11 protein-coding genes and 3 pseudogenes are annotated in these 18993 nt (G+C 60.5%); 7 read left to right on the forward strand and 7 right to left on the reverse strand.

Annotation, left to right across the window (positions count from 1 at the left end):
• Nucleotides 1-191 precede the first annotated feature (191 nt).
• The gene (gene dnaB / locus RCG67_RS01090; protein WP_368824713.1) at nt 192-2546 is read left to right on the forward strand and encodes a replicative DNA helicase; all 2355 of its coding nucleotides are present in this window, start codon (nt 192-194) and stop codon (nt 2544-2546) included.
• Nucleotides 2547-3178: 632 nt separating this feature from the next.
• Nucleotides 3179-3644: pseudogene (locus tag RCG67_RS01095) on the forward strand (recombinase family protein); the annotation flags it as partial.
• A 114-nt stretch (nt 3645-3758) separates the two neighbouring features.
• On the opposite strand, the gene RCG67_RS01100 reads toward RCG67_RS01095, so the two are convergent.
• From RCG67_RS01100 to RCG67_RS01110, 3 genes are all read right to left on the reverse strand, one after another.
• Entirely contained in the window at nt 3759-5210 is a 1452-nt protein-coding gene (locus RCG67_RS01100) for a glycosyltransferase family 4 protein (RefSeq protein WP_368824444.1), read from the reverse strand.
• A 2-nt stretch (nt 5211-5212) separates the two neighbouring features.
• Nucleotides 5213-6004: a glycosyltransferase gene (locus tag RCG67_RS01105; RefSeq protein WP_368824445.1), complete on the reverse strand. Its 792-nt coding sequence runs from the start codon at nt 6002-6004 to the stop codon at nt 5213-5215.
• A 1033-nt stretch (nt 6005-7037) separates the two neighbouring features.
• Nucleotides 7038-7544: a transposase gene (locus tag RCG67_RS01110; RefSeq protein WP_368824446.1), complete on the reverse strand. Its 507-nt coding sequence runs from the start codon at nt 7542-7544 to the stop codon at nt 7038-7040.
• Nucleotides 7545-7785: 241 nt separating this feature from the next.
• Here RCG67_RS01110 and RCG67_RS01115 point away from each other — a divergent pair.
• Nucleotides 7786-8331: pseudogene (locus tag RCG67_RS01115) on the forward strand (IS630 family transposase); the annotation flags it as partial.
• 242 nt (nt 8332-8573) lie between these two features.
• On the opposite strand, the gene RCG67_RS01120 reads toward RCG67_RS01115, so the two are convergent.
• From RCG67_RS01120 to RCG67_RS01130, 3 genes are all read right to left on the reverse strand, one after another.
• A complete protein-coding gene (locus RCG67_RS01120) occupies nt 8574-9686 on the reverse strand; it encodes a hypothetical protein (protein ID WP_368824447.1) in 1113 nt (370 codons plus the stop codon).
• Between the two features lie 94 nt (nt 9687-9780).
• Entirely contained in the window at nt 9781-10878 is a 1098-nt protein-coding gene (locus RCG67_RS01125; RefSeq protein ID WP_368824448.1) for a glycosyltransferase family 4 protein, read from the reverse strand.
• Nucleotides 10875-12089, reverse strand: a complete 1215-nt coding sequence (locus RCG67_RS01130; RefSeq protein ID WP_368824449.1) for a lipopolysaccharide biosynthesis protein — start codon at nt 12087-12089, stop codon at nt 10875-10877. The genes RCG67_RS01125 and RCG67_RS01130 overlap by 4 nt, the downstream gene beginning before the upstream one ends.
• Nucleotides 12090-12491: 402 nt before the next feature.
• Here RCG67_RS01130 and RCG67_RS01135 point away from each other — a divergent pair.
• The 4 genes and pseudogenes from RCG67_RS01135 (at nt 12492) to RCG67_RS01150 (ending at nt 18468) form a co-directional block, all read left to right on the forward strand.
• A pseudogene (locus tag RCG67_RS01135) lies at nt 12492-13804 on the forward strand (ISL3 family transposase).
• Nucleotides 13805-13997: 193 nt separating this feature from the next.
• The gene (locus tag RCG67_RS01140) at nt 13998-15116 is read left to right on the forward strand and encodes a polysaccharide pyruvyl transferase family protein (RefSeq protein WP_368824450.1); all 1119 of its coding nucleotides are present in this window, start codon (nt 13998-14000) and stop codon (nt 15114-15116) included.
• Complete coding sequence (locus tag RCG67_RS01145) at nt 15116-16642, forward strand: ArnT family glycosyltransferase (RefSeq protein ID WP_368824451.1); 1527 nt, start codon at nt 15116-15118, stop codon at nt 16640-16642. The genes RCG67_RS01140 and RCG67_RS01145 overlap by 1 nt, the downstream gene beginning before the upstream one ends.
• A gap of 683 nt (nt 16643-17325) precedes the next feature.
• Nucleotides 17326-18468 (forward strand): MBL fold metallo-hydrolase, encoded by a 1143-nt coding sequence (locus tag RCG67_RS01150; protein WP_368824452.1) that lies wholly within the window; start codon nt 17326-17328, stop codon nt 18466-18468.
• Here the strand turns inward: RCG67_RS01150 and RCG67_RS01155 are convergent.
• Nucleotides 18465-18959 (reverse strand): SRPBCC family protein, encoded by a 495-nt coding sequence (locus RCG67_RS01155; RefSeq protein ID WP_368824453.1) that lies wholly within the window; start codon nt 18957-18959, stop codon nt 18465-18467. The two genes, RCG67_RS01150 and RCG67_RS01155, sit on opposite strands and share 4 nt — an antisense overlap.
• Between the last annotated feature and the right edge of the window lie 34 nt (nt 18960-18993).

The following is an 18993-nucleotide window of genomic DNA, read 5'->3' on the forward strand; positions in this document are numbered from 1 at the left end:
AGGGCGATCCCAGACCGTCCACGTCTGCGCTCGCCGGGTGCTGAAGACGACACCGGCTCCGGGGCCCGGGCGGCAAGCGGTGTCCGCGGTCGGTGCGAGAATGGAGGGGCTGCCCGGAAGGTCGGGGCGGCGGCGTCGTGTGCGCACCCTGCTCCCCGCAGGACGCGCGAGGAGAGGTGGACCAGGTGTCGATGGTGTCGGAGCGCTCGTCCGGGAGCGACCGGGAGTTCGGCCGGACCCCGCCGCAGGACAACGTGGCGGAGCAGTCCGTGCTCGGCGGGATGATGCTGTCCAAGGACGCGATCGCGGACGTGGTGGAGGTCCTGCGCGGCGTCGACTTCTACAAGCCCGCCCACGAGTCCATCTACGAGGCCGTGATTTCCCTGTACGGGCGCGGCGAGCCCGCCGACGCCATCACCGTGGCGGACGAGCTGACCAAGCGCGGCGAGATCGAGCGCGTCGGCGGCCCGGCGTACCTGCACACCCTCATCTCCTCCGTGCCCACCGCGGCGAACGCCGGATTCTACGCCGAGATCGTGCGCGAGCGCGGCGTGCTGCGCCGGCTCGTGGAGGCCGGCACCAAGATCGTGCAGCTGGGCTACAGCTCCGACGGCGAGGTCGACGACATCGTCAACGCCGCCCAGGCGGAGATCTACCAGGTGGCCGAGCGCCGCTCCTCCGAGGACTACACGGTGCTCAAGGAGGTCATCGAGTCCACCGTCGACGAGATCGAGGCCGCCGGCTCGCGCGGCGAGGGCATGCGCGGCGTGCCCACCGGCTTCATCGAGCTCGACGAGCTGACCCAGGGATTCCAGGGCGGCCAGATGATCGTCATCGCGGCGAGGCCTGCTATGGGCAAATCAACCCTGGCCCTCGACGTCGCGCGGTCCGCAGCGATCAAGCACAACCAGACCACGGTGATCTTCTCCCTCGAGATGAGCCGCAACGAGATCGCCATGCGTCTGCTCTCCGCCGAGGCCACGCTCAACATGCAGGACCTGCGCAAGGGCCGCCTGCAGGACGAGCAGTGGGCCAAGATCGCCACCACGATGGGCAAGATGGACTCCGCGCCGCTGTTCATCGACGACTCCCCGAACATGTCCCTCATGGAGATCCGGGCGAAGTGCCGCCGGCTCAAGCAGAAGCACGACCTCAAGCTCGTGGTGCTGGACTACCTCCAGCTCATGAGCTCGGGCAAGAAGGTCGAGTCCCGCCAGCAGGAGGTCTCGGAGTTCTCCCGTGCGCTGAAGCTGCTGGCCAAGGAGCTCGAGGTCCCGGTCATCGCGCTGTCCCAGCTGAACCGTGGGTCCGAGCAGCGCCAGGACAAGAAGCCGATGGTCTCGGACCTCCGCGAGTCGGGCTGTCTCACTGCGGAGACCCGAATCCTCCGTTCCGACACCGGAGCAGAGGTCACCATGGGCGAACTGTACGAATCCGGAGCCAGGGACGTCCCGGTGTGGTCGCTGGGCGACGACATGCGCTACGTCGAACGCACACTCACCCACGTCTTCTCGACCGGGATAAAGCCGGTCTACCGGCTCACGCTGTCATCGGGGAAAACGGTGCGGGCGACCGCCAACCATCCCTTCTTCACTTACCAAGGGTGGAAGCCCCTGGGCGAGCTGTCCGTCGGGGATCGAGTGGGCGTGCCTCGGCACGTCGACGGACCGACGCAGCGCACGGAGTGGGACGACGCGCAGATCCAAGATGCCGCACAGGCGCTCGCCGAAGGGGGCGTTGGCCTGTCTCCCGAGGTGTTCTCCCTGCCGAAGGCGCAGATCCGCCGGTTCGTGCAGGCCGTCTGGCGTGAGCACGGAGCGGTCGTGCTCAATGATCGGCAGGCCCATGTCTCGTCGTCTTTCGACGGCCCATTGCAGGCTGATCAATTCAGCCGCCTGCTTCTGCGCTTCGGGATTTCGACGACGGCGGTACCGACCGACGGCAGAGTCGAGCTGATAGTGGAGGAGCATGACGACCAGATCCGGTTCCTCAAGGAGATCGGGCGCAGCAGCGATTTCGGCGAAGCGGCCCGCGTGATCCTCGAGGAGCTCGACGTGCCAGTCAATGCTGAGACCGACGCCGAGCTTTGGCAGAGCGTCGGCGACGTGCTGGTGGATCCGGTGCCGCTGGGGTCGCTGGTCCGGTCCTGCCTCGACGAGGTGCGGTCCGTGGAACCGGCCCCGAAGCTGGCGCAGGTCTCAACGCTGCTCGACGAGGCCGACATGGACCTCGCCGCGGTGAACGATCTGCTGTGGGACTCCATAGTGTCTATTAAGCACGAGGGCGAAGATGAGGTCTTCGACGCGACCGTGCTCGGCAACCACAACTTCGTCGCCAACGGCATCACGGTGCACAACTCGATCGAGCAGGACGCGGACATGGTGATCCTGCTGCACCGTGACGACGTCTACGACAAGGAGTCGCCGCGCGCCGGTGAGGCCGATGTGATCGTAGCAAAGCACCGCAACGGCCCCACCAAGACGATCGTGGTGGCGTTCCAGGGCCACTACTCCCGGTTCGCGAACATGGCCCACGAGGGTTTGTAGCGCTCACAGGGCGACTTGCAGGGCCGTCGGTGTTATCGACATACAGGTAGAACTGAACGAGCCTCAGGAAACCTGGATTGGGATTAGGGCGAGGCTTGCTGCCGCGGGACACCAGCTGTCCGTGTGAGTCCATGGAATCGTCCGGTGATCACCGGAAAACTGACGGTCAGGATCGACGCCGTAGGGAACCGCTCTTGGTCACAGGTCTTCAAACTGCGAAAGGCGAACGAGCAGAATGACTCCCAGCTATTGACACCTGGCCGGGCCCGCATCCAAACGGCCAAGGAGCAATTAGCCCGGTTCATCGGGGACGGCGTGGCCAAACCCCCATTCCTTTTCTCGCAACAGCAGGAATTGCGCAAGCCGCGCCCTGACACGCTGGCCGACATCCAGAAAGGTGCGAGGTCGTCAGCGCCCAGATCTTCGTGTTCCGGCGTCGTGGGGTTGAACCTAGGATGAGCGCCAGTCACGAAAGCGCACCAAGTATTTCAAGCGATGGGATGCGAGACGTCTCGTCCGGAAAATTCGCGCCCGCATGATTCCGCGGTTCGGCCTGTCTCGTAGCTATGTGCTTTATCTCTGACTCTATATTTGGATACTCAACCTTGGTTGCGAGACACATTATGGTTGTTATGGGCAAGTTGAGTGGGTACGCGCGCGTGTCGACGCGGCAGCAGGACACAGACCGTCAAGTGTCTGCCCTCCTGCACGCGGGCGTGCGACGCGATGGTCTCTATCTGGATCATGGGAGAGTCTGGAGGTCGTGCTTCGCGCCCGCAGCTCGACCAGGCGGTGGCCGCCCTCCGGGGATGCGACACTCTGATCATCACCACGCTGAATCGTTTGGGCCGGTCGACGCCGAACATGCTGGCCTTTGCCGAAGCATGGCGGGGGAGAGGCGCCGGGATGCGGGTGCTGAACCCCGGTGGGGGAGACGTGGGCACCGTCACCCCGATGGGGTCGATGGTATTCACCGTGATGGCCACCTTGGTACAGATGAAACTGGAAACCAAGCGCGAGCGGATCACCGACTCTGGGGCCAAGCGCAGGGCCGCAGGCAAGAACCTCGGTGGGCGGCGTCAGACCTTCACCGACTCTGATGGGATCAACCTTGGCGCTTCGTTCCCGTTTGGAACAGGACTTCGCCAATTTCTCCAGCGGGGGTCGGTGACGTCAACGAGTCCTGGTCATGCCCCACAAAGGTAGGAGAGGTCATTGAACCTCCGCCGGTCCCCGTTCGGCCGAACGCAGGTGCGCGTGTCGTCCCGCAGGGCCGGCGAGAAGATCGCTGGCCTCAACAGGACGAAGCTCGGCGTCGATGACGCCCATGGCCGCCAATGCCTGTGCCGTCTCGAATTCGTCCCACCCATTGAACAGAACGGTTGCCCGGCTGCCGTCGACAACGGCCTCATCAGTGGGCCGCAACTGCGCATGCAGGTCCACGCCCAGAGGAAGATCGAATCTGGCCATCGTCGAAAGGTCCGTCCGAGTGTCTCGTCCCTCTGCCACGGACCGGCTCCGCCGACGCGCTGCCTCCTGCACTACTCCGGCGAGCAAGGACGCGCTGCGCTCCCAGCCGAAGCATCGGGCCCAACTCTGGCATGCTTCTGCCTTCTGCCGGGCGAAGTCCTCGTCCGCCAGCAGACGAAGTTTGTCGATGAGAGCCTCGCCGTACGCCTTCGGATCATCAATCAGCCACCCGGTGTCGCCATCGATCACGGAATCACGCACTCCCGGAACTCGCAAGGCGAGACACGGAACCCCCCACGCCGCGGATTCGATCACGGACAGACCCCAGCCTTCGGCCGCCGATGTGATTGCGGTCAGCCACGACCCATTCAGAAGCTGGTCGCGTTTTGTATCGGACTGATACCCATGGAACTTGACCGTGGAGTGCAGCCCCAGGTCGACAGCAATCTGCTGCAGTCGTGCCTTCTCAGGCCCATCACCGACAATGTGGACTCTGAGGCGGGGGATCTCCTGCGCCGCAGCGGCGACGTGCACCAGCAAGAGGTCGACCCGCTTGTGCGGCACCAGCCGCGTGACGACTGTGACAGTGGGATCCGGGTCCCGAGGCCCGACAGTCTCCGGAACGTCGACCGTCCCGTTCGGAACGACGAAGATCGGTCCGGGGTAACGCAGCTGACGGCGCAGCTCCCGGCGTGTTGATGGTGACACTGCTGCGATCGGCCGTTCCCCATACACCCATCGTGCGGCGGTGCCTTCCAGGAATTTGCCCACTGCGGCCATCGGAGCGGAGAAGTGAGTGCTGAATTGTTCCTGATGAACATGGTGGACGACCTGCACGACCGGGATGTCGTGGCCAGCGAGGAGCGGTGAGAAAAATGGGATGCCGTTCTGGCAGTCGACGATGGCATCAAATTCCCCGCGACAGCTCAACATTTTCAATGCGGCCATCGGGTACAGGCTCAATGGCCCACCCATCCGAATGACACGAATTCCGTCAATATTGCCCGTAGGTCTCTGTGCTTCGCCTCTGCCCGTGAACCACGTGACTTCTACGCCGGCGAGCACCCACTGGCGTGAGATTTCGTGCATGTACCTTTCGGCGCCCCCCGCCTGAGGATGTTCTATGTCGCGCCAGTTGAGAACCAGCACCCGCTGCCCTGGTGAACGACTGAGCGATTTCATACTCTCTTGCATCCCTACCCCTTGTACATCTGGTAAATAGCCCCGAAACTGGCTGCCCCGTCGCGGACCGGGCGAAACGTCGAGGACGAGCCATCGGTCCAGGCGACCGGAATCTCGACGATCTGCTCACCAGCACACTGCAATCGGCGCAGCAGTTCGACGTCGAAAGCGAATCCAGTCGTCCGGCACTGAACCAAGGCCAAGTTGATCGCCCTGCGGTCGAAGAACTTGAATCCGCACTGAGTGTCGTGGACGTTCCCGACGATCGACCGAGTGAGCGCACGAAAGGCCATGCCTCCCAGTCGTCGACCCACAGGCTGCTGCCGCACGAAAGTGGAGCCTGGGCAGTGCCGCGAAGCAATCACCGCGGCGGCCCCCTGGCCCAGGTGACTCATGGCTATGTGCAAAGTCTCGATCGGTGTGGCCAGATCCGCGTCGAAAAAGCCGGTGTATCTCGAGGTGCCACTCAGGATTCCGCGGCGCACCGCCGCGCCTTTCCCGGGTCGTCCACACCCTATGAGCGTGATCGGGACGTTTCCCGAGTACTCAAGAGAAAAGCGCCTGACGACACTACCGGTGTCATCGGAACTGCCGTTGTCCACGACCACCACACGGGAACTCCAGGGTTGCGACTCGAGGAACTCGACCGTTTTGACCAAAGTGCCCGAGATGCAGTCGGCCTCGTTGTAGGCCGGCACGATGACCTCGAGATCGACCGCCGAACGGGGATGTGCCGAAGCCATGGTGACAACGTTGGGCGTGTGCACCGGACCCGGCGGAACGGCCACTTCTAACTTAGTGTTCATTGTCGTCTCCTATCGGGCGCGGGTATTTAGGGTGGAGAACTGAATGTGTAGGGTATTAAATGTTGTTTGTTATAATGGGTGACGCGAGCTTGTTCAGCGTTTTTGGGGTCGCGAATAATGCGCATAGGCGCATGAATTCCGCGGCCCTGCCCGGAAGCCATCGCAGCACTCGAGGTAGTTTTGCGTGTGCACGGACTCTTTCGGACTCTGCTGATTCATGACTGCACCGTGGGGAATAGACTTGTTGGTCCGCCTTCGATGTGAGACGTCAGTGTTGAGGTCGTGTCGACATTGCATTCGTGTTAATGTCTGGACCGGCGTCAGTGACGCCGGGGTCGCCTGCGGTTGTAGGGACTCGAAGGCGCAGCTGACCCCGTGGGTGCTTCCGCGCTGTGGCGATCTTGCGTTCTCATGCACGTGGGGCCATGCGTATCCCTGGATGTACCGGTAGGCATGGCGACTCATAGATAGCCCCTTCGAACGAGTGCCGACGCACATCAGCCGGCGGCTTGGTCCGCTCCCCCCTGGATGAACCAATACTCGAGAAGTCTGCAATATTTGCGGGTGGGTTCATAAGGGAAACATAAGGACACATCTACGAAGGTTCATTCGGTCACATGTATTAGTATTTGCTAATCCGTGAGATCTAGTGCCTGAAGTAGCAGGACGCGTTGCTGGCGCGCCTGATATGTAGGTCAAAGTAGGGTGATCTGGATAGGCCTTGTCCCCTAAATGAATCTGCGCAATCGTGACGACGCCGGTATCCGTGACGGTGTATTGCGGAGAACAGCGGCTACCTTGACTTCCGTTAAGTTGTGCGGTTCGCGATCTTGAGGCGGCTCCGCGGTCGTGGTGACTGGTTTCTGGCTCAACTGAAGTGCACTGATATGTAGTGGATTCCTGTCAAGAGGGCAGGGTGAGGCGCCGTCCGGATGGCTTCCGTACGGCGCCTCTTTGTGGTCCGTCTCGGCGCTGGTCAGGCAAGCGTGTCGGTGGCGACGCGCGGTCAGATTGACCCTTCTCATGGGTTCGGTCAACGCATGAGGGCTCGGATCTGTCGGTAGAGCTGACGGGCGATGACCCGCTTGAGGCAGCGACGGGTCTCTCGGCGGCTCCTGCCCTCCCGGGTGCGGCGGTCGACGTAGCCGCGCGTGGCGGGGTCGAAGACCGTGCGGCTGCGCGCGATGGTGTCCAGGACTTGGTTCAGCTGCCGGTCTCCGTGGCGGTTGAGGCGGTGGCGGACGGTGTTACCGGAGGAGGCCGGGATCGGGCTGACCCCGGCCAGGGCCGCGAAGGCCGCCTCGGATCGGACCCGGCCGTGGTGGGAGTAGGCCACTAACAGCGCTGCGGCGGTGATGAGCCTGACCCCGGGCACGTCCAGCAGCCCCGGTGCCATGGTCTCCACGATGCGCGCCAGTGCGGCATGGTTGGCCTCGAGTTCGGTGGTGGTCCCCACGACGGCCCTGGCCAGCCGGTGGGCCTCGGCGCGGGCCACCGCGGACTCCAAGGTGTCGCTGCGCAGGTCGCGCCAGGAGCTCATCAGGCGGGTCTGGGCCGGGGTCACGGCTTTGCGGGCGTCGATGCCCAGGTCTATCGTGCGGGCCAGGGCGGTGAGGGCGTGGCGTTGGTGGTGCGCTGACGGTCCATGCTGTGCCGGGCGTTGAGCAGGATGCGTAGAGCGTTGCGGTCCCTACCGGCCTTGGGGCGCAGGTTGGGTACCGCAGGACGGTGTTCGGCTGGAACGGATCGCGTATCTAGAGTCGAGCGTCGCACCGCGGCGAAGGGTCGTCGACGTGGTCGGGCTCTACTTGGCCCCACCGGAAAACGCGATCGTGCTCTGCGTGGACGAAAAGTCCCAGATCCAAGCGCTCGAGCGCACCTCCCCGGGACTGCCGATGCAGCTAGGGAAGCCGGCGACCCGCACCCACGACTACATCCGGCACGGGGCCTCTACTTTGTTCGCGGCCCTGGAGATCGCCACCGGCCACGTCACGGCCGCCTGCAAGCCGAGGCACCGGCGCCAGGAGTTCCTGGCCTTCCTCAAACAGGTCGCCCGCGCCTACCCGGACCAGGAGCTGCACCTGGTGATGGACAACTACGGCGTGCACAAGATCCCCGAGGTCAAGGCCTGGCTGGCTGCCAACCCCAGGTTCCACGTGCACTCCACGCCGACGTCTGCCTCGTGGTTGAACCTGGTGGAGGTTTGGTTCGGGATCATCGAACGCCAGGCCCTGCACCGAGCCGACGTCGCCTCGGTGCCCGAGCTGAACAAGAAAATCCGGGCGTTTGTCACCGGCTGGAACGACCGCTGTCACCCCTTCGTGTGAACTAAGACCAGCGCCGAAATCCTCAACAAGGCCAACCGCTCAACCACTTCAATTATGGACCATTGGCCTCAACCTGAGCCTCACAACACGAGTTCCGTGACGTCTCCGCGTACCCCATTACCCATGCTAATTTGCGAAGGGCCCCATATCTCGAAATCTCCGGTATGGGGCGGATCCTGTTGATCCAGAATTAATCTCCTTCATGGTGGAGACGTACCTGTTCATGGTGGAGACGTACCTGTTCATGGTGGAGACGTACCTGTCGATTCCCGGTTCATTTCACCGAATGCAACACCGAGGTCAGTGGCAGAGACTTGGCCAGGCAACCCAAGATTTGAAGCTCGCATCCAAATCAACGTTTCGGCGTTTACGCCCTGAAGTGCGCTCGTGGTCGCTCGCAATTCCGCAGGCGTGCCCTTACCGGTATTCTCGCCCAGCAATGCTGAACCGTATGGGCGTGAAAGCGATGCTATATACAGCATCGGCGCTTGGTACTGCGCGCCAGACCCTTGGGAAGCCGCGTCGGCCCAGGTAGAAGAAAATGCCACCTTCGGATTATTCGCAAGGGCCGGAATTGTTCGTGCCCAATCAAGACCCGCTTCGATTCCGCGGCGGCCTGACTCGGAAATTGTCGGTTGACCCAATTGGTTGATTTGCTCTTCAAGGGCCCCCGGTCGCACTCCCCAAGACGGGAGAAGTACTTGGTACTGGTAAGCTTGAGGGAAGGCATCAGATATGCCGTTTACGAGCCACTCGCTGTACTTAGTCAGTGAGTCCAGATAATGATCAAGCATAAATCGTGCCTCGACCGTCGATCCCGTACCTGGTCGCCAGTTCGGCACAGGCATAGACGCTTTGGCCGCTTCTGAGTACATCCAATAACGGCCTGGTGTTTTGCCTACTGGGTAGCCCAGTTCACCGCGGATCAAACCGCCCACTCGAACGGCATAAATTTCCCTGTCCTCGAATATTCTGCCGAGGCGATTCAAGTGTGTCGCATAAGCAGCACGTACTGCTGGATTGAAAACCGGGTCAACAATATTCTCTCCCGGCCCAGCCCTCCAAATTTCCCCATCCTGATTGACAAAGCGACTATCGGGTATATCAAAAATATGGTCAGGGACGTATTGAAATCCTGGATCGATAATCACCTTTATACCGGATGCAAGCATCGCCTCATGACGGTTGATCACCTCCGAAAGGTAAGCCAAGTCAATTTGGTTAGGACCGGTCTCAAGCTGTGACCAACGGACTGGTAGTACAGCTGCATTAACACCGGCGAGTTTTAACTCGCCCAGCTCCTCGTTGAGAGGATCTATTACGCCCAGCAGAGGCACATTGTTTACATGGTTCACCGCGGAACTTCCTGCCGAATCGATAGGCTCGAAACCGAATCTGCAACCAACGACTAGTATAAAGAAAACGAGTACAAAGCCGACATACCTCACACTAAATCGACCGCAAAGGTTTAGATTCAGCTACGCTGCGCACGACCCGAAGCATTTCCCGAGAAAGATGGCTCCAGCGGAATTTTGTGGCGAAATTGCGTCGTTGTTCTGTCTCTACGGTCCCACCGGGCGCGCGCATTACTTTTTCTATGGCAGAGGCGAAGGCACGGGTATCAAAAGGCGCCGTAAGTTCGTTCAGATGACGGGGAAGCACTTCACGAAGGCAGTCTATGTCGTAGGCAATGACTGGAGTGCCGACTGCCTGGGCTTCGATCGCCACAATCCCGAAGGTCTCGAAGCGAGAAGGCATAACTACTGCACGTGCCGTGGCAAGCGCGTGATACTTTTCCGCCCCCTCGAGGGGGCCCAGGACTCGAATGCGTCCCGGTTGGGATCGGGACGCAATCGCTGATGTGAGCCAGTCCAGATCAGGACCACACCCAATGATGCGTAACTCCTCGTTTGCAAAGTTTCCTTTGTCCCATGAGTCTAAGAGAAGATCTAAACCTTTTTGTGCTCGCTCTATTCTGCCTAAAAACACAAATCCTGAACGCTTCATACTTGTCGAAATATTGAACGCTTCGTCAGATACCCCATTTGCAATAACCTCGATGGAGGCTTGTGGGTTTATATTCTGAATTCGGTTTGCAATTCCTTCCGAGACGGTAACAAAGCGATCGTAGGCGCGAACACCTGCGTTCTGAATTCCGACTAAGGGCAGATGGTACTGAATGGATTTTTCTTTGGCATTCAACCACTGTACTTGGGCGAGGCTCGGAACTTTAGTAAATCGGGAAAGCGAAACCGAACCGATGGGGGCCGCAAAATCTTCAATAATCAAGTCTGCATGGGAAGCTCTAGCCTTGAAAACTGCTGCACTGAAATAGGATAACACTGCCGGAGTATAGGAATCACTTACGCCAATGGGGCGATATTTCAATCCGTCTGACTCATGTGGCACGGCCCCCGGATATTTGGCGGTGTAGATAGTGGTTTGCACCTCGTCCGTCAGACGCTTAAATATTTCGTGGTTGCGCCTAGATCCACCTCCAGCGTCCGGCTTGGCTGGGTCCTCAAATCCAAAAAGTTCGACGTTCAACAAAATGCGGTATTTTCCTTTAAACGTGATACTCCAGAGGAGCGAGCGGCAACGAACAAAATCAAAACGGCGCATATCAACACTGCGCCAAAAGCTCCCATTGAGGCAGTTACTGATGAAGTCAAACCGAAAACGGCAGCGGCTGCCGATACGCCGAGCACTAGTCCCACACTGGAGCGGGTCACCACTTCGCGGTATCTAGATTCGGCTTGAAAGACCGTAGAAACTAAATTTAAGGCTCCAGCTCCCACCCCAACGACTCCCGCAACCGCACGAACTGTCACATCGAGCTCGTAAGACGCCGGAAAGATCGTGTGCCACAGTTCAATTGGTAGGGCTATCAGCAGTCCAAGACCGCAGATGCTGAGAGCAGCGTAGCTCAACAGCGCTTGGCGAATCACATACCTCCGATTGATCCCGTTTGTGCATAGCATTACGAACAGCGGGGCACCGAGTGCGCCAGCTACGAAAGTAGCAGCCTTCGCCAATGTCACCGATGCAATGTAACCCGCCGCCCCCGGTCCTGCGAGGGCCGATAGCAGCACTACATCCGCGGTGCCAAAGAAAGCGACTAAGAGTTGACTGACGGCCATACCTTTGAGTCCTTGCATGCTGTCACGCTCTAGGGCCGACCAGTTGAGTCCGCTTCGCCCGAGTCCTCCGAACATCATAACGCAGCTGGCCATGACGAAACCGCCAGCGGCGAAACCCATGAGACCAAGTCCTGCTGAGCCAGTTGCCGCCAGGAGCCCAAGGCTAACCCCCACTCGTATTGTTGCTTCGATTACTCGAATGCCAGCAAGAGTGCGAAACCGTCTTGTTCCACTCAGCCAGCCTATGTAAGTAGACGAACTGAGAGTTACAAAGGCGCTGGCTGCCACGAGAGCCCCGAACATGAGGTCATCAATCACCACTCCACAAAATCCGAGCAGCAGCGCACAAAGTGCACCAAAGACAGCTCCTTGGGTGGCATAAGTGCCAAACGTTTCTTTTTTTGCCCCCTGTGCCAGGCGCCGCGCGAGCAACCACGGAACGACTGCCCCGCCAGCAACGCCAGCTGCTGCCAGGACTTGTGAGCCGGCAGCAAACTTGCTATAGCTTTCTGCCGTGACCAAGTGTGCGGCAACAATGTTGGTGGCGTAGCTGGAAACTCCAATTATCAAGGTCGAAGCCAGTAACCAGGCTGCTGGGGACGATAGCTTATTGTCCACAGCGACCCTCTGTAACATCGGCAAGGACGATTAGTGGTCGATTCACAAATGATTCCAATGGATTTTTTCTGATGGGAACTATACCCTCATAGCAACACTCGGCAGCGCCCACGACCACTTACAAAGTGCAAAACCTTCGGTCCGCGAATCTCGACGAATATGCTTACCGAGGCTATGCTTTTGACCCGAGCCTTGCCTTCTTTTGGGGATAGTCGTCGGATTGTCCAGTCGGGTAATTTGGCATGTATTGAGTCGGTGCTGCGCTGGAGAGGGCCGCATTCTCGGCAATTAGGTTCTTCATGATCGAGGGTGTAGCAGGCGGCGGAGCGTCGTTGGCCGGGTAGGGGCCGAGGTCCCCCGATGAGGGGGGTTTCTACGCCCCCCCATCAGGAACACCTCGACGTGCCTGACGCTACCTTCTCCTGCCCTGACCTGACCACGTTCGTTCGTCTGGACGATCTCGGCCTGGAAGCCGTAGGGCAGAGCCTGGAGCCAGGTCATGCGGTCCTGTCGTGTCGTGTTGTGGAGCCGGATCTGTGGTGCCGCCGCTGCGAGTGCGAGGGTGTTACGCGCGACACCGTGGTCGGCCGGCTGACTCACGAGCCTCTGGGGTGGCGTCCCACAACGCTGGAGGTCACGGTCCGCCGCTACCGATGCACCGGGTGCGGGCACGCGTGACGCCAAGACACCAGCAAGGTCGCCGAGACCCGCGCGAAGCTCTCATGTCGCGGTCTGCGTTGGGCGTTGAAAGGCATGGTGTGCCAGCACCTCACCGTCGGTCGGGTCGCCGAAGGACTCGGAGTGTCGTGGAACACCGCCAACGCCGCGGTCCTGGCCGAGGGGCGGCGGGTTCTGATCGAGGACCCGGCCCGCCTGGATAGGATGAGGGTACTCGGCGTGGACGAGCACGTGTGGCGGCACACCCGCCGCGGGGACAAGTACATCACCGTCGATCATCGACCTCACTCCGGTCCGCGACGACACAGGCCCCGCGCGACTGCTGAACATGGTCGAGGGCCACTCCAAGGCGGCGTTCAAGGACTGGCTGGCCCAGCGCGAGGACGCCTGGCGCGAAGGCGTGGAGGTGGTCGCGATGGACGGGTTCAGCGGGTTGAAGACCGCCACCACCGAGGAGCTGCCCGAGGCGGTCGCGGTGATGGACCCCTTCCACATGATCCGCCTGGCCGGAGATCCCCTGGACCAGTGCCGCAGGCGGGTCCAACTGCACACCCGCAGGCACCGCGGCCGCAAGGGCGATCCGCTCTACTCCGCGCGGCGGATCCTGCACACCGGGGCGGACCTGCTGACCCGGAAGCGGCAGGACCTGCTGACCAAGCTGTTCGCGGTCGAGGAGCACGTCGCGGGCGAGGCGACCTGGGGGATCTACCAGCCGATGATCGCCGCTTACCGCGCACCCGACCGGGCAGGTGCACGCGAGCAGATGCGGTTCGTGATCGATCCCCTGGCCGAGGAGGACGTGCCGGCCCGCCTGGCCGAGCTGCGCAAGCTCGGCCGGACCCTGGCCAGCCGGGCCGCCGATGTCCTGGCCTACTTCAACCGGCCCCGCACTTCGAACGGGCCGACCGAGGCCGTGAACGGCCGACTCGAGCACCTGCGTGGTTCCGCCCTCGGGTTGAAACAATCCCAACGACTACATCGCCAGATCACTGCTGGAAACCGGCGGATTCAGACCCCGACTACACCCAGGATTCTGAAGAGCCCGTAAAGGAGGGTGTCGCAATGGTAAGTTTTACATGAATATTACCGGTGTGCCGTGGGGCGGTGATACCGTAAAGCGTGGACCAGGGGCCGACGGTCCTGCATTGTGTGCTCGCCACTGAGGCGCTTACATAAACACGCTAGAAACACTACCGCTAATGCGCGTGATAGCCGGAAACCACTAAACAATTGCTGAGCATCAGTTCGGCCCTGCAGGGATTTACAACTTTGACTACTTCTAAGCATGACTCCGGATCCGCTCGCTTTGAGCTTGTTCCATCTGATCTAGATGACCTTCTTGTTGGATCGCCCAAAATTTGCATCATTGGAAATTACGGCCAGGGTAATGTCGGCGATGAATCTTTACTGGCTGGCACCCTTTCTTTGATTAATGGACGCGGTGATTTGACGGTGCTAAGCAAGAACCCTGAGCGGGTTGCTGCACTTCACAAAGTGCCTGCGGCAGCCATGAAAAGTTTTCGCGGCGTCTGGGCATTATTGCGATCGCCAGTAGTGATAGTCGGCGGCGGCGGGATGTTCGGGGCCGGTCAGCCCCCCCTAGTATCACTTTTGGCTTTTGTGCTTCTCATCGAAGCAACCCTTGGTCGGCGTGTTGGCCTGATCGGAATCGGCGTCTATCCCGGAGTGCCGGGAATAGTTGCATGGGCATTGCGGCGACTCTCCAGTCGTGCATCATTCGTCGCCATCCGAGATGAAGCATCTCGCGAGGTGTTCAGTGGTGCGAAACTTTGTGCAGACCTGGCTTTTTCGGTGACACCTGCGTCCCGTGACGAGTTAAATCGACTGCGCAAAACACACGGTATCGCGGCTGAAGGTCTTATGGTGATGTCCCTTAAACCTGCACCCGATATAAAGTTAATTCAATCACAGGTCGAAGTTGCTTGCATCGCAGCCCGAGCTTGGTTGAATGCCGGAATGCATCATCAATTAGTCTTTGTTTGTTTAAGTGCCCTTGGAGACTTTGGGTGGGGTCGAACCCACACCGATGAATCTATGGCAGCAGCAGTGATTAACCAGGTTAAAGGTGAGGTACCGTCATACTCAACACGCGTGGTGTGTATTACTCCTGAACTGTCTCCAGCGCTAGCTAAAGCACTCATCGGCTCGGCGGACAAGGTCGTTGGGGCGCGTTATCACGCCATGGTTTTCGGGGCTTCAATGGACCGCCCGACTCTGGGGTTGGTGTTTGAGCCCAAGGCCCAGCGTTTCTGCGATGAGTATGATATTTCCCAGTTCGCGCTCCCATATGGAGACGTCCAGCACCTTCTTGGCTGGGTGAGAAATTAATGGCCACAGCATTGAAGTTACGTTTTGCAGCACTTATGATTACGGCAGAATTTCATCCGGTTTTCAGCACTTTTCTAGTTTTCGCGTTAGCATTCGTACTCCGAGCGGTAAACGTAGACACTAGTTACGAGCTCCATGTGGATGAGTTTACCTATGCGCGCTTAGGAGCCTCAGTTGCGACGGGTGAGCTGCCAAACCTTTCAGGGACTAATTTCTTTCTTCACCCGCCAGCTTTCTTTATCCTGGTGGCACTGTTTGAGTTCTTTTTAGACGCTGGGAGCAACAGTGAAACCGCCGTGTTTAATTTGCGCTGGATTAATGTTGCTCTGGGCGCCGCGACCGCATCGGCACTTATGCTTATTGGTCGTCAGATGGGATCCACGACCGTTGGTATTTTGGCCGCTGCTATTTTTTCGTTGGATCCTTTTATCGTTCGTCAAAACAGCCGGGTTTTTCTGGACACGGCAACAATAGCATGGGTCGCTATTACTTGGCTTATGGCCAGTCGTCTTTATTCGCGCGGACAGTACAGACCCGCAAGTTGGTTCGGTATTGGACTTGTCGGCGGCTTAGCTATTCTCACCAAAGATATGGCGGCATTCCTCATCATTCTCCCTCCAGCTCTTTTAATTCTGTTCGCCCGACAAATTCGAATGCAAACACTGCTTGCAGCAGGGGCGGGGGCCGTGCTTCCATATCTAGTATGGATCTTAGTGGTAATTTCGACCGGAAATTGGTCAGTCTTTTGGCTATCAAAGTCATCTGGTCTAGCTCGCCTATTCGGTGCAGAGCAGTCAACTGGTTACAACGTAGGAGCAGGCACCCCTTCTGCAGTTGATGCATTCGTTGAGCAGGGACTTTACTACGGTCCGAGCTATATTATTATGGCCGCAGGCTCAAGCTTTGGTATTTGGCTACTATGGCGTGGTCCCTCACTCCCGCTACGATTTGTCGGGGCCGTCAACAGTTCGGCCGTCGTGATGATTAGTTATGCCATGGTATTTGGCACCTTTGAGGAGCAATTTCTATATTTTTTGATTGTTCCAGCCATTATGGCATGTGTGCTGGGAGCATCGGTTCTACGTATGGTAAAGTTTTCTGCTGCAATTAGAACTGGGCTAGTCTTTCTTTTCGGTATGATTATTGTGTGGTCAACAGCAGTATGGACCACTTTGCATTTACTGGAACGCGATTCGGCTTGGGCTCCTATGCTGAGCTATGTCCGGGCCAATCTGGCCCCGAGTGATGCGGTGGTAGTTACTAGCTTGGATAAGTTTGCGCTTACTGAGTTCGACAGAGGGGATTGGTACACGGCTGAGGCCTTGCGTGAACGTGATGTGCAATACGCTATCTTGCCGTCGAATCTTATAGAACAGCGATACACCGAAATTACTCCGGACCAGGCTGACTTTATCGAATCTCACGGCGAGGTGATATACACAACGCAGAGTCGCACGCTGGGAGAATTGGTGCTCATCAAGCTTGACCGTGACTCGATAAGTTCCAAGCCTCCAGTTGGTCAATAGGACGTTTAGAACCGTAAAGAACGAATGCGCCAGGCTTTTGGGTGGGATTGCCGTACGACCAAGTGACATTTGATTCGACTTACCTGTGCGGCGGGCGCAGACGAGTTTTGACGGCGCGTTTGTGCAGTCGTTGGTCGGCCTATTTGCTTAAAAATTAGTAAACCTTTTTCCGCCGATTTACATATGGCCCAGTTCTCGGACGCAGTTCCTGGCGACTGGGACATTCTGGTGAACGATCCCATTCCGGACTGCAGGTTTTCGAGCCCTCTGCCTTGTCGGGCGATCTACGGAGACGCAATGTGGTGGTCAGTCGTGCGTGGCATGTCCTGCCACGTCGCTGACACGGAACTCGAGGAGCCGGAACCGCGCACCCGAGGCTTCGGGACGAGAAAATGTCGCACGGGCATCCCGAAACAGGCGTCACGGAGTCAGGGGAACACCGGAGCTGCCCGGGAATTCCACGATGCAGTGGCGTGCAGAAGAATCCACTTCGTTCCGGCGTTCGGTCCCGACCCGTTCCTGCCGTGCTGCGGCAGGGTCCACGGCCCCTGACAGGGACGCCCCGGCCGGCCACCGCGCTCATGACGAGCGGGCCGAGGGCCGACGCTCCACCGTCTGTCGAGCAGAAGCCCTGCCCGCTAGTGTGAGGTGTGTCTCACTGCACCCCGTCCCAGGAGCCCACGATGTCCTCTCGAAGCCGTCCCCTGTCTCGGCGCACCGTGCTCGGCGGTCTCGCCGCTGCCGGGACTGTCCCTCTGCTGACGCCGGTCACCGCTGCCTCGGCGGCCGGGGCCAGGGCACCGCTGCGCTCCGAGGCGCGGACCAAGGTCGTCCTCCTGGGCACCAACGGGGGACCGGGCTGGGGCGCCACCGAGCCGCCGCGAAGGGGCATCGCCAGCGCGCTGGTCGTCGGTGACCGCTACTACCTGATCGACACCGGCGAGGGCGTCGGCTTCCGGCTCATGGACGCCGAGCTCGGGAACTGGGAGTCCCGGGCCGCGCTGAGCGACCTGCGCGCGATCTTCCTCACCCATCTGCACTCGGACCACATCAACGACCTGTCGAACATCCTCAGCCTGGGCGCCTACAACGGCCTGGTGGCCGCGGACCGTCCCGTCCCGGTCTGGGGACCCGGCAACCGCGGGGCCCTGCCGCCGAAGACCGGCACCCACCCGATGCCGCCCATCACCGCCCCGGAGAATCCCACCCCGGGCACCGAGGAGATGGTGGGGCTGCTCGTGCGGGCCTTCGCCACGGACTTCAACGACCGCGCCATCGACGGCGGCATGCCGGCCCCGCAGGACATGTTCGCCGGCCACGACATCCCCCTGCCGGAGCGGCTCGTGGACGACCCGAACGGCGATCCGCACCCGCGGATGAAGCCGGTGGTCTTCTACGAGGACGACCGGGTGACGGTCTCGGCGACTCTCGTCCAGCACGCTCCGATCTTCCCGTCCTTCGCCTTCCGCTTCGACACCGAGGACGGCAGCGTCGTCTTCTCCGGTGACACCGGGCCCAGCGACAACCTCGTCCGGATGGCCCGAGGGGCGGACGTGCTGGTGCACGAGGTGATCGCCACCGAGTGGGCGGCCCAGCGCTATCCGGAGCCCCGCAGCCCTGAGGACGAGGCCGCCTTCCAGCACCTCGTCAAGTCCCACACCCCGGTCGAAGAGGTCGGCGCCGTCGCGGAGCGGGCGGGTGTCCCGACGCTCGTGCTCAACCACTTCGTCCCCGGCAGCTGGCCGCTCGAGAAGTGGCAGGCCGCGCAGCAGGGATACAGCGGCCGTCTGATCGTCGGAGCCGACCTGGACGAGATCGGGCTCTAGTGCAGGCTCCCTGAGTTCCTGTCGTCGGTGCCGGGCCGCAGGTAGGCGGCCAGGTTCGCCAGCGACGAGGCGAACCCCGCGGCGTGGTCCTCGGCGGAGATCCCGTCGGGGACGTTCTCGGCGCGGATCTCCACGCGGGTGCCGTTCTCGACCGGGGTGAGCTCCCAGGTCGTGGTCATCGTGCCGGCACAGGCCGGGTCGTCGGAGACGAAGTCCCCGGCCTGCACGACACGCACGCCGGGGACGAGGTCCACGAAGCGTGCTTCCACGACGTCGGACGCGGCGGTGGTCTTGCCGGGAGCACCCGCGGCGTCGTCATAGGTGAGGACCATCCGGCAGGACCCGCCCGGGCGGGCGTCGAAGTGCTCGAAGCGGGCCGTCATCCCCTCCGGCGGCAGCCAGGCCGCGAGCGCGTCCGGGTCGACCAGGGCGGCGTAGACCTGCTCCGGGGAGGCGGGGACCACCCGTGCGGCGGTGTCCGTGCGGGCCATGCGGCCATCGTAGGACCCGGCCCCGCACCGGCTC

Origin of the sequence: Kocuria cellulosilytica, from assembly GCF_040981245.1 — a bacterium.
In the GTDB taxonomy this organism is placed as follows: Bacteria; Actinomycetota; Actinomycetes; order Actinomycetales; family Micrococcaceae; genus Kocuria; species Kocuria cellulosilytica.

Bases quoted from the DNA above. Each gene is read 5' to 3' on its own strand.
- dnaB (WP_368824713.1), top strand. From the start codon at position 192: ATGGTGTCGGAGCGCTCGTCCGGGAGCGACCGGGAGTTCGGCCGGACC.
- RCG67_RS01100 (WP_368824444.1), bottom strand. From the start codon at position 5,210: ATGCAAGAGAGTATGAAATCGCTCAGTCGTTCACCAGGGCAGCGGGTG.
- RCG67_RS01105 (WP_368824445.1), bottom strand. From the start codon at position 6,004: ATGAACACTAAGTTAGAAGTGGCCGTTCCGCCGGGTCCGGTGCACACG.
- RCG67_RS01110 (WP_368824446.1), bottom strand. From the start codon at position 7,544: ATGAGCTCCTGGCGCGACCTGCGCAGCGACACCTTGGAGTCCGCGGTG.
- RCG67_RS01145 (WP_368824451.1), top strand. From the start codon at position 15,116: ATGGCCACAGCATTGAAGTTACGTTTTGCAGCACTTATGATTACGGCA.
- RCG67_RS01150 (WP_368824452.1), top strand. From the start codon at position 17,326: ATGTCCTCTCGAAGCCGTCCCCTGTCTCGGCGCACCGTGCTCGGCGGT.
- RCG67_RS01155 (WP_368824453.1), bottom strand. From the start codon at position 18,959: ATGGCCCGCACGGACACCGCCGCACGGGTGGTCCCCGCCTCCCCGGAG.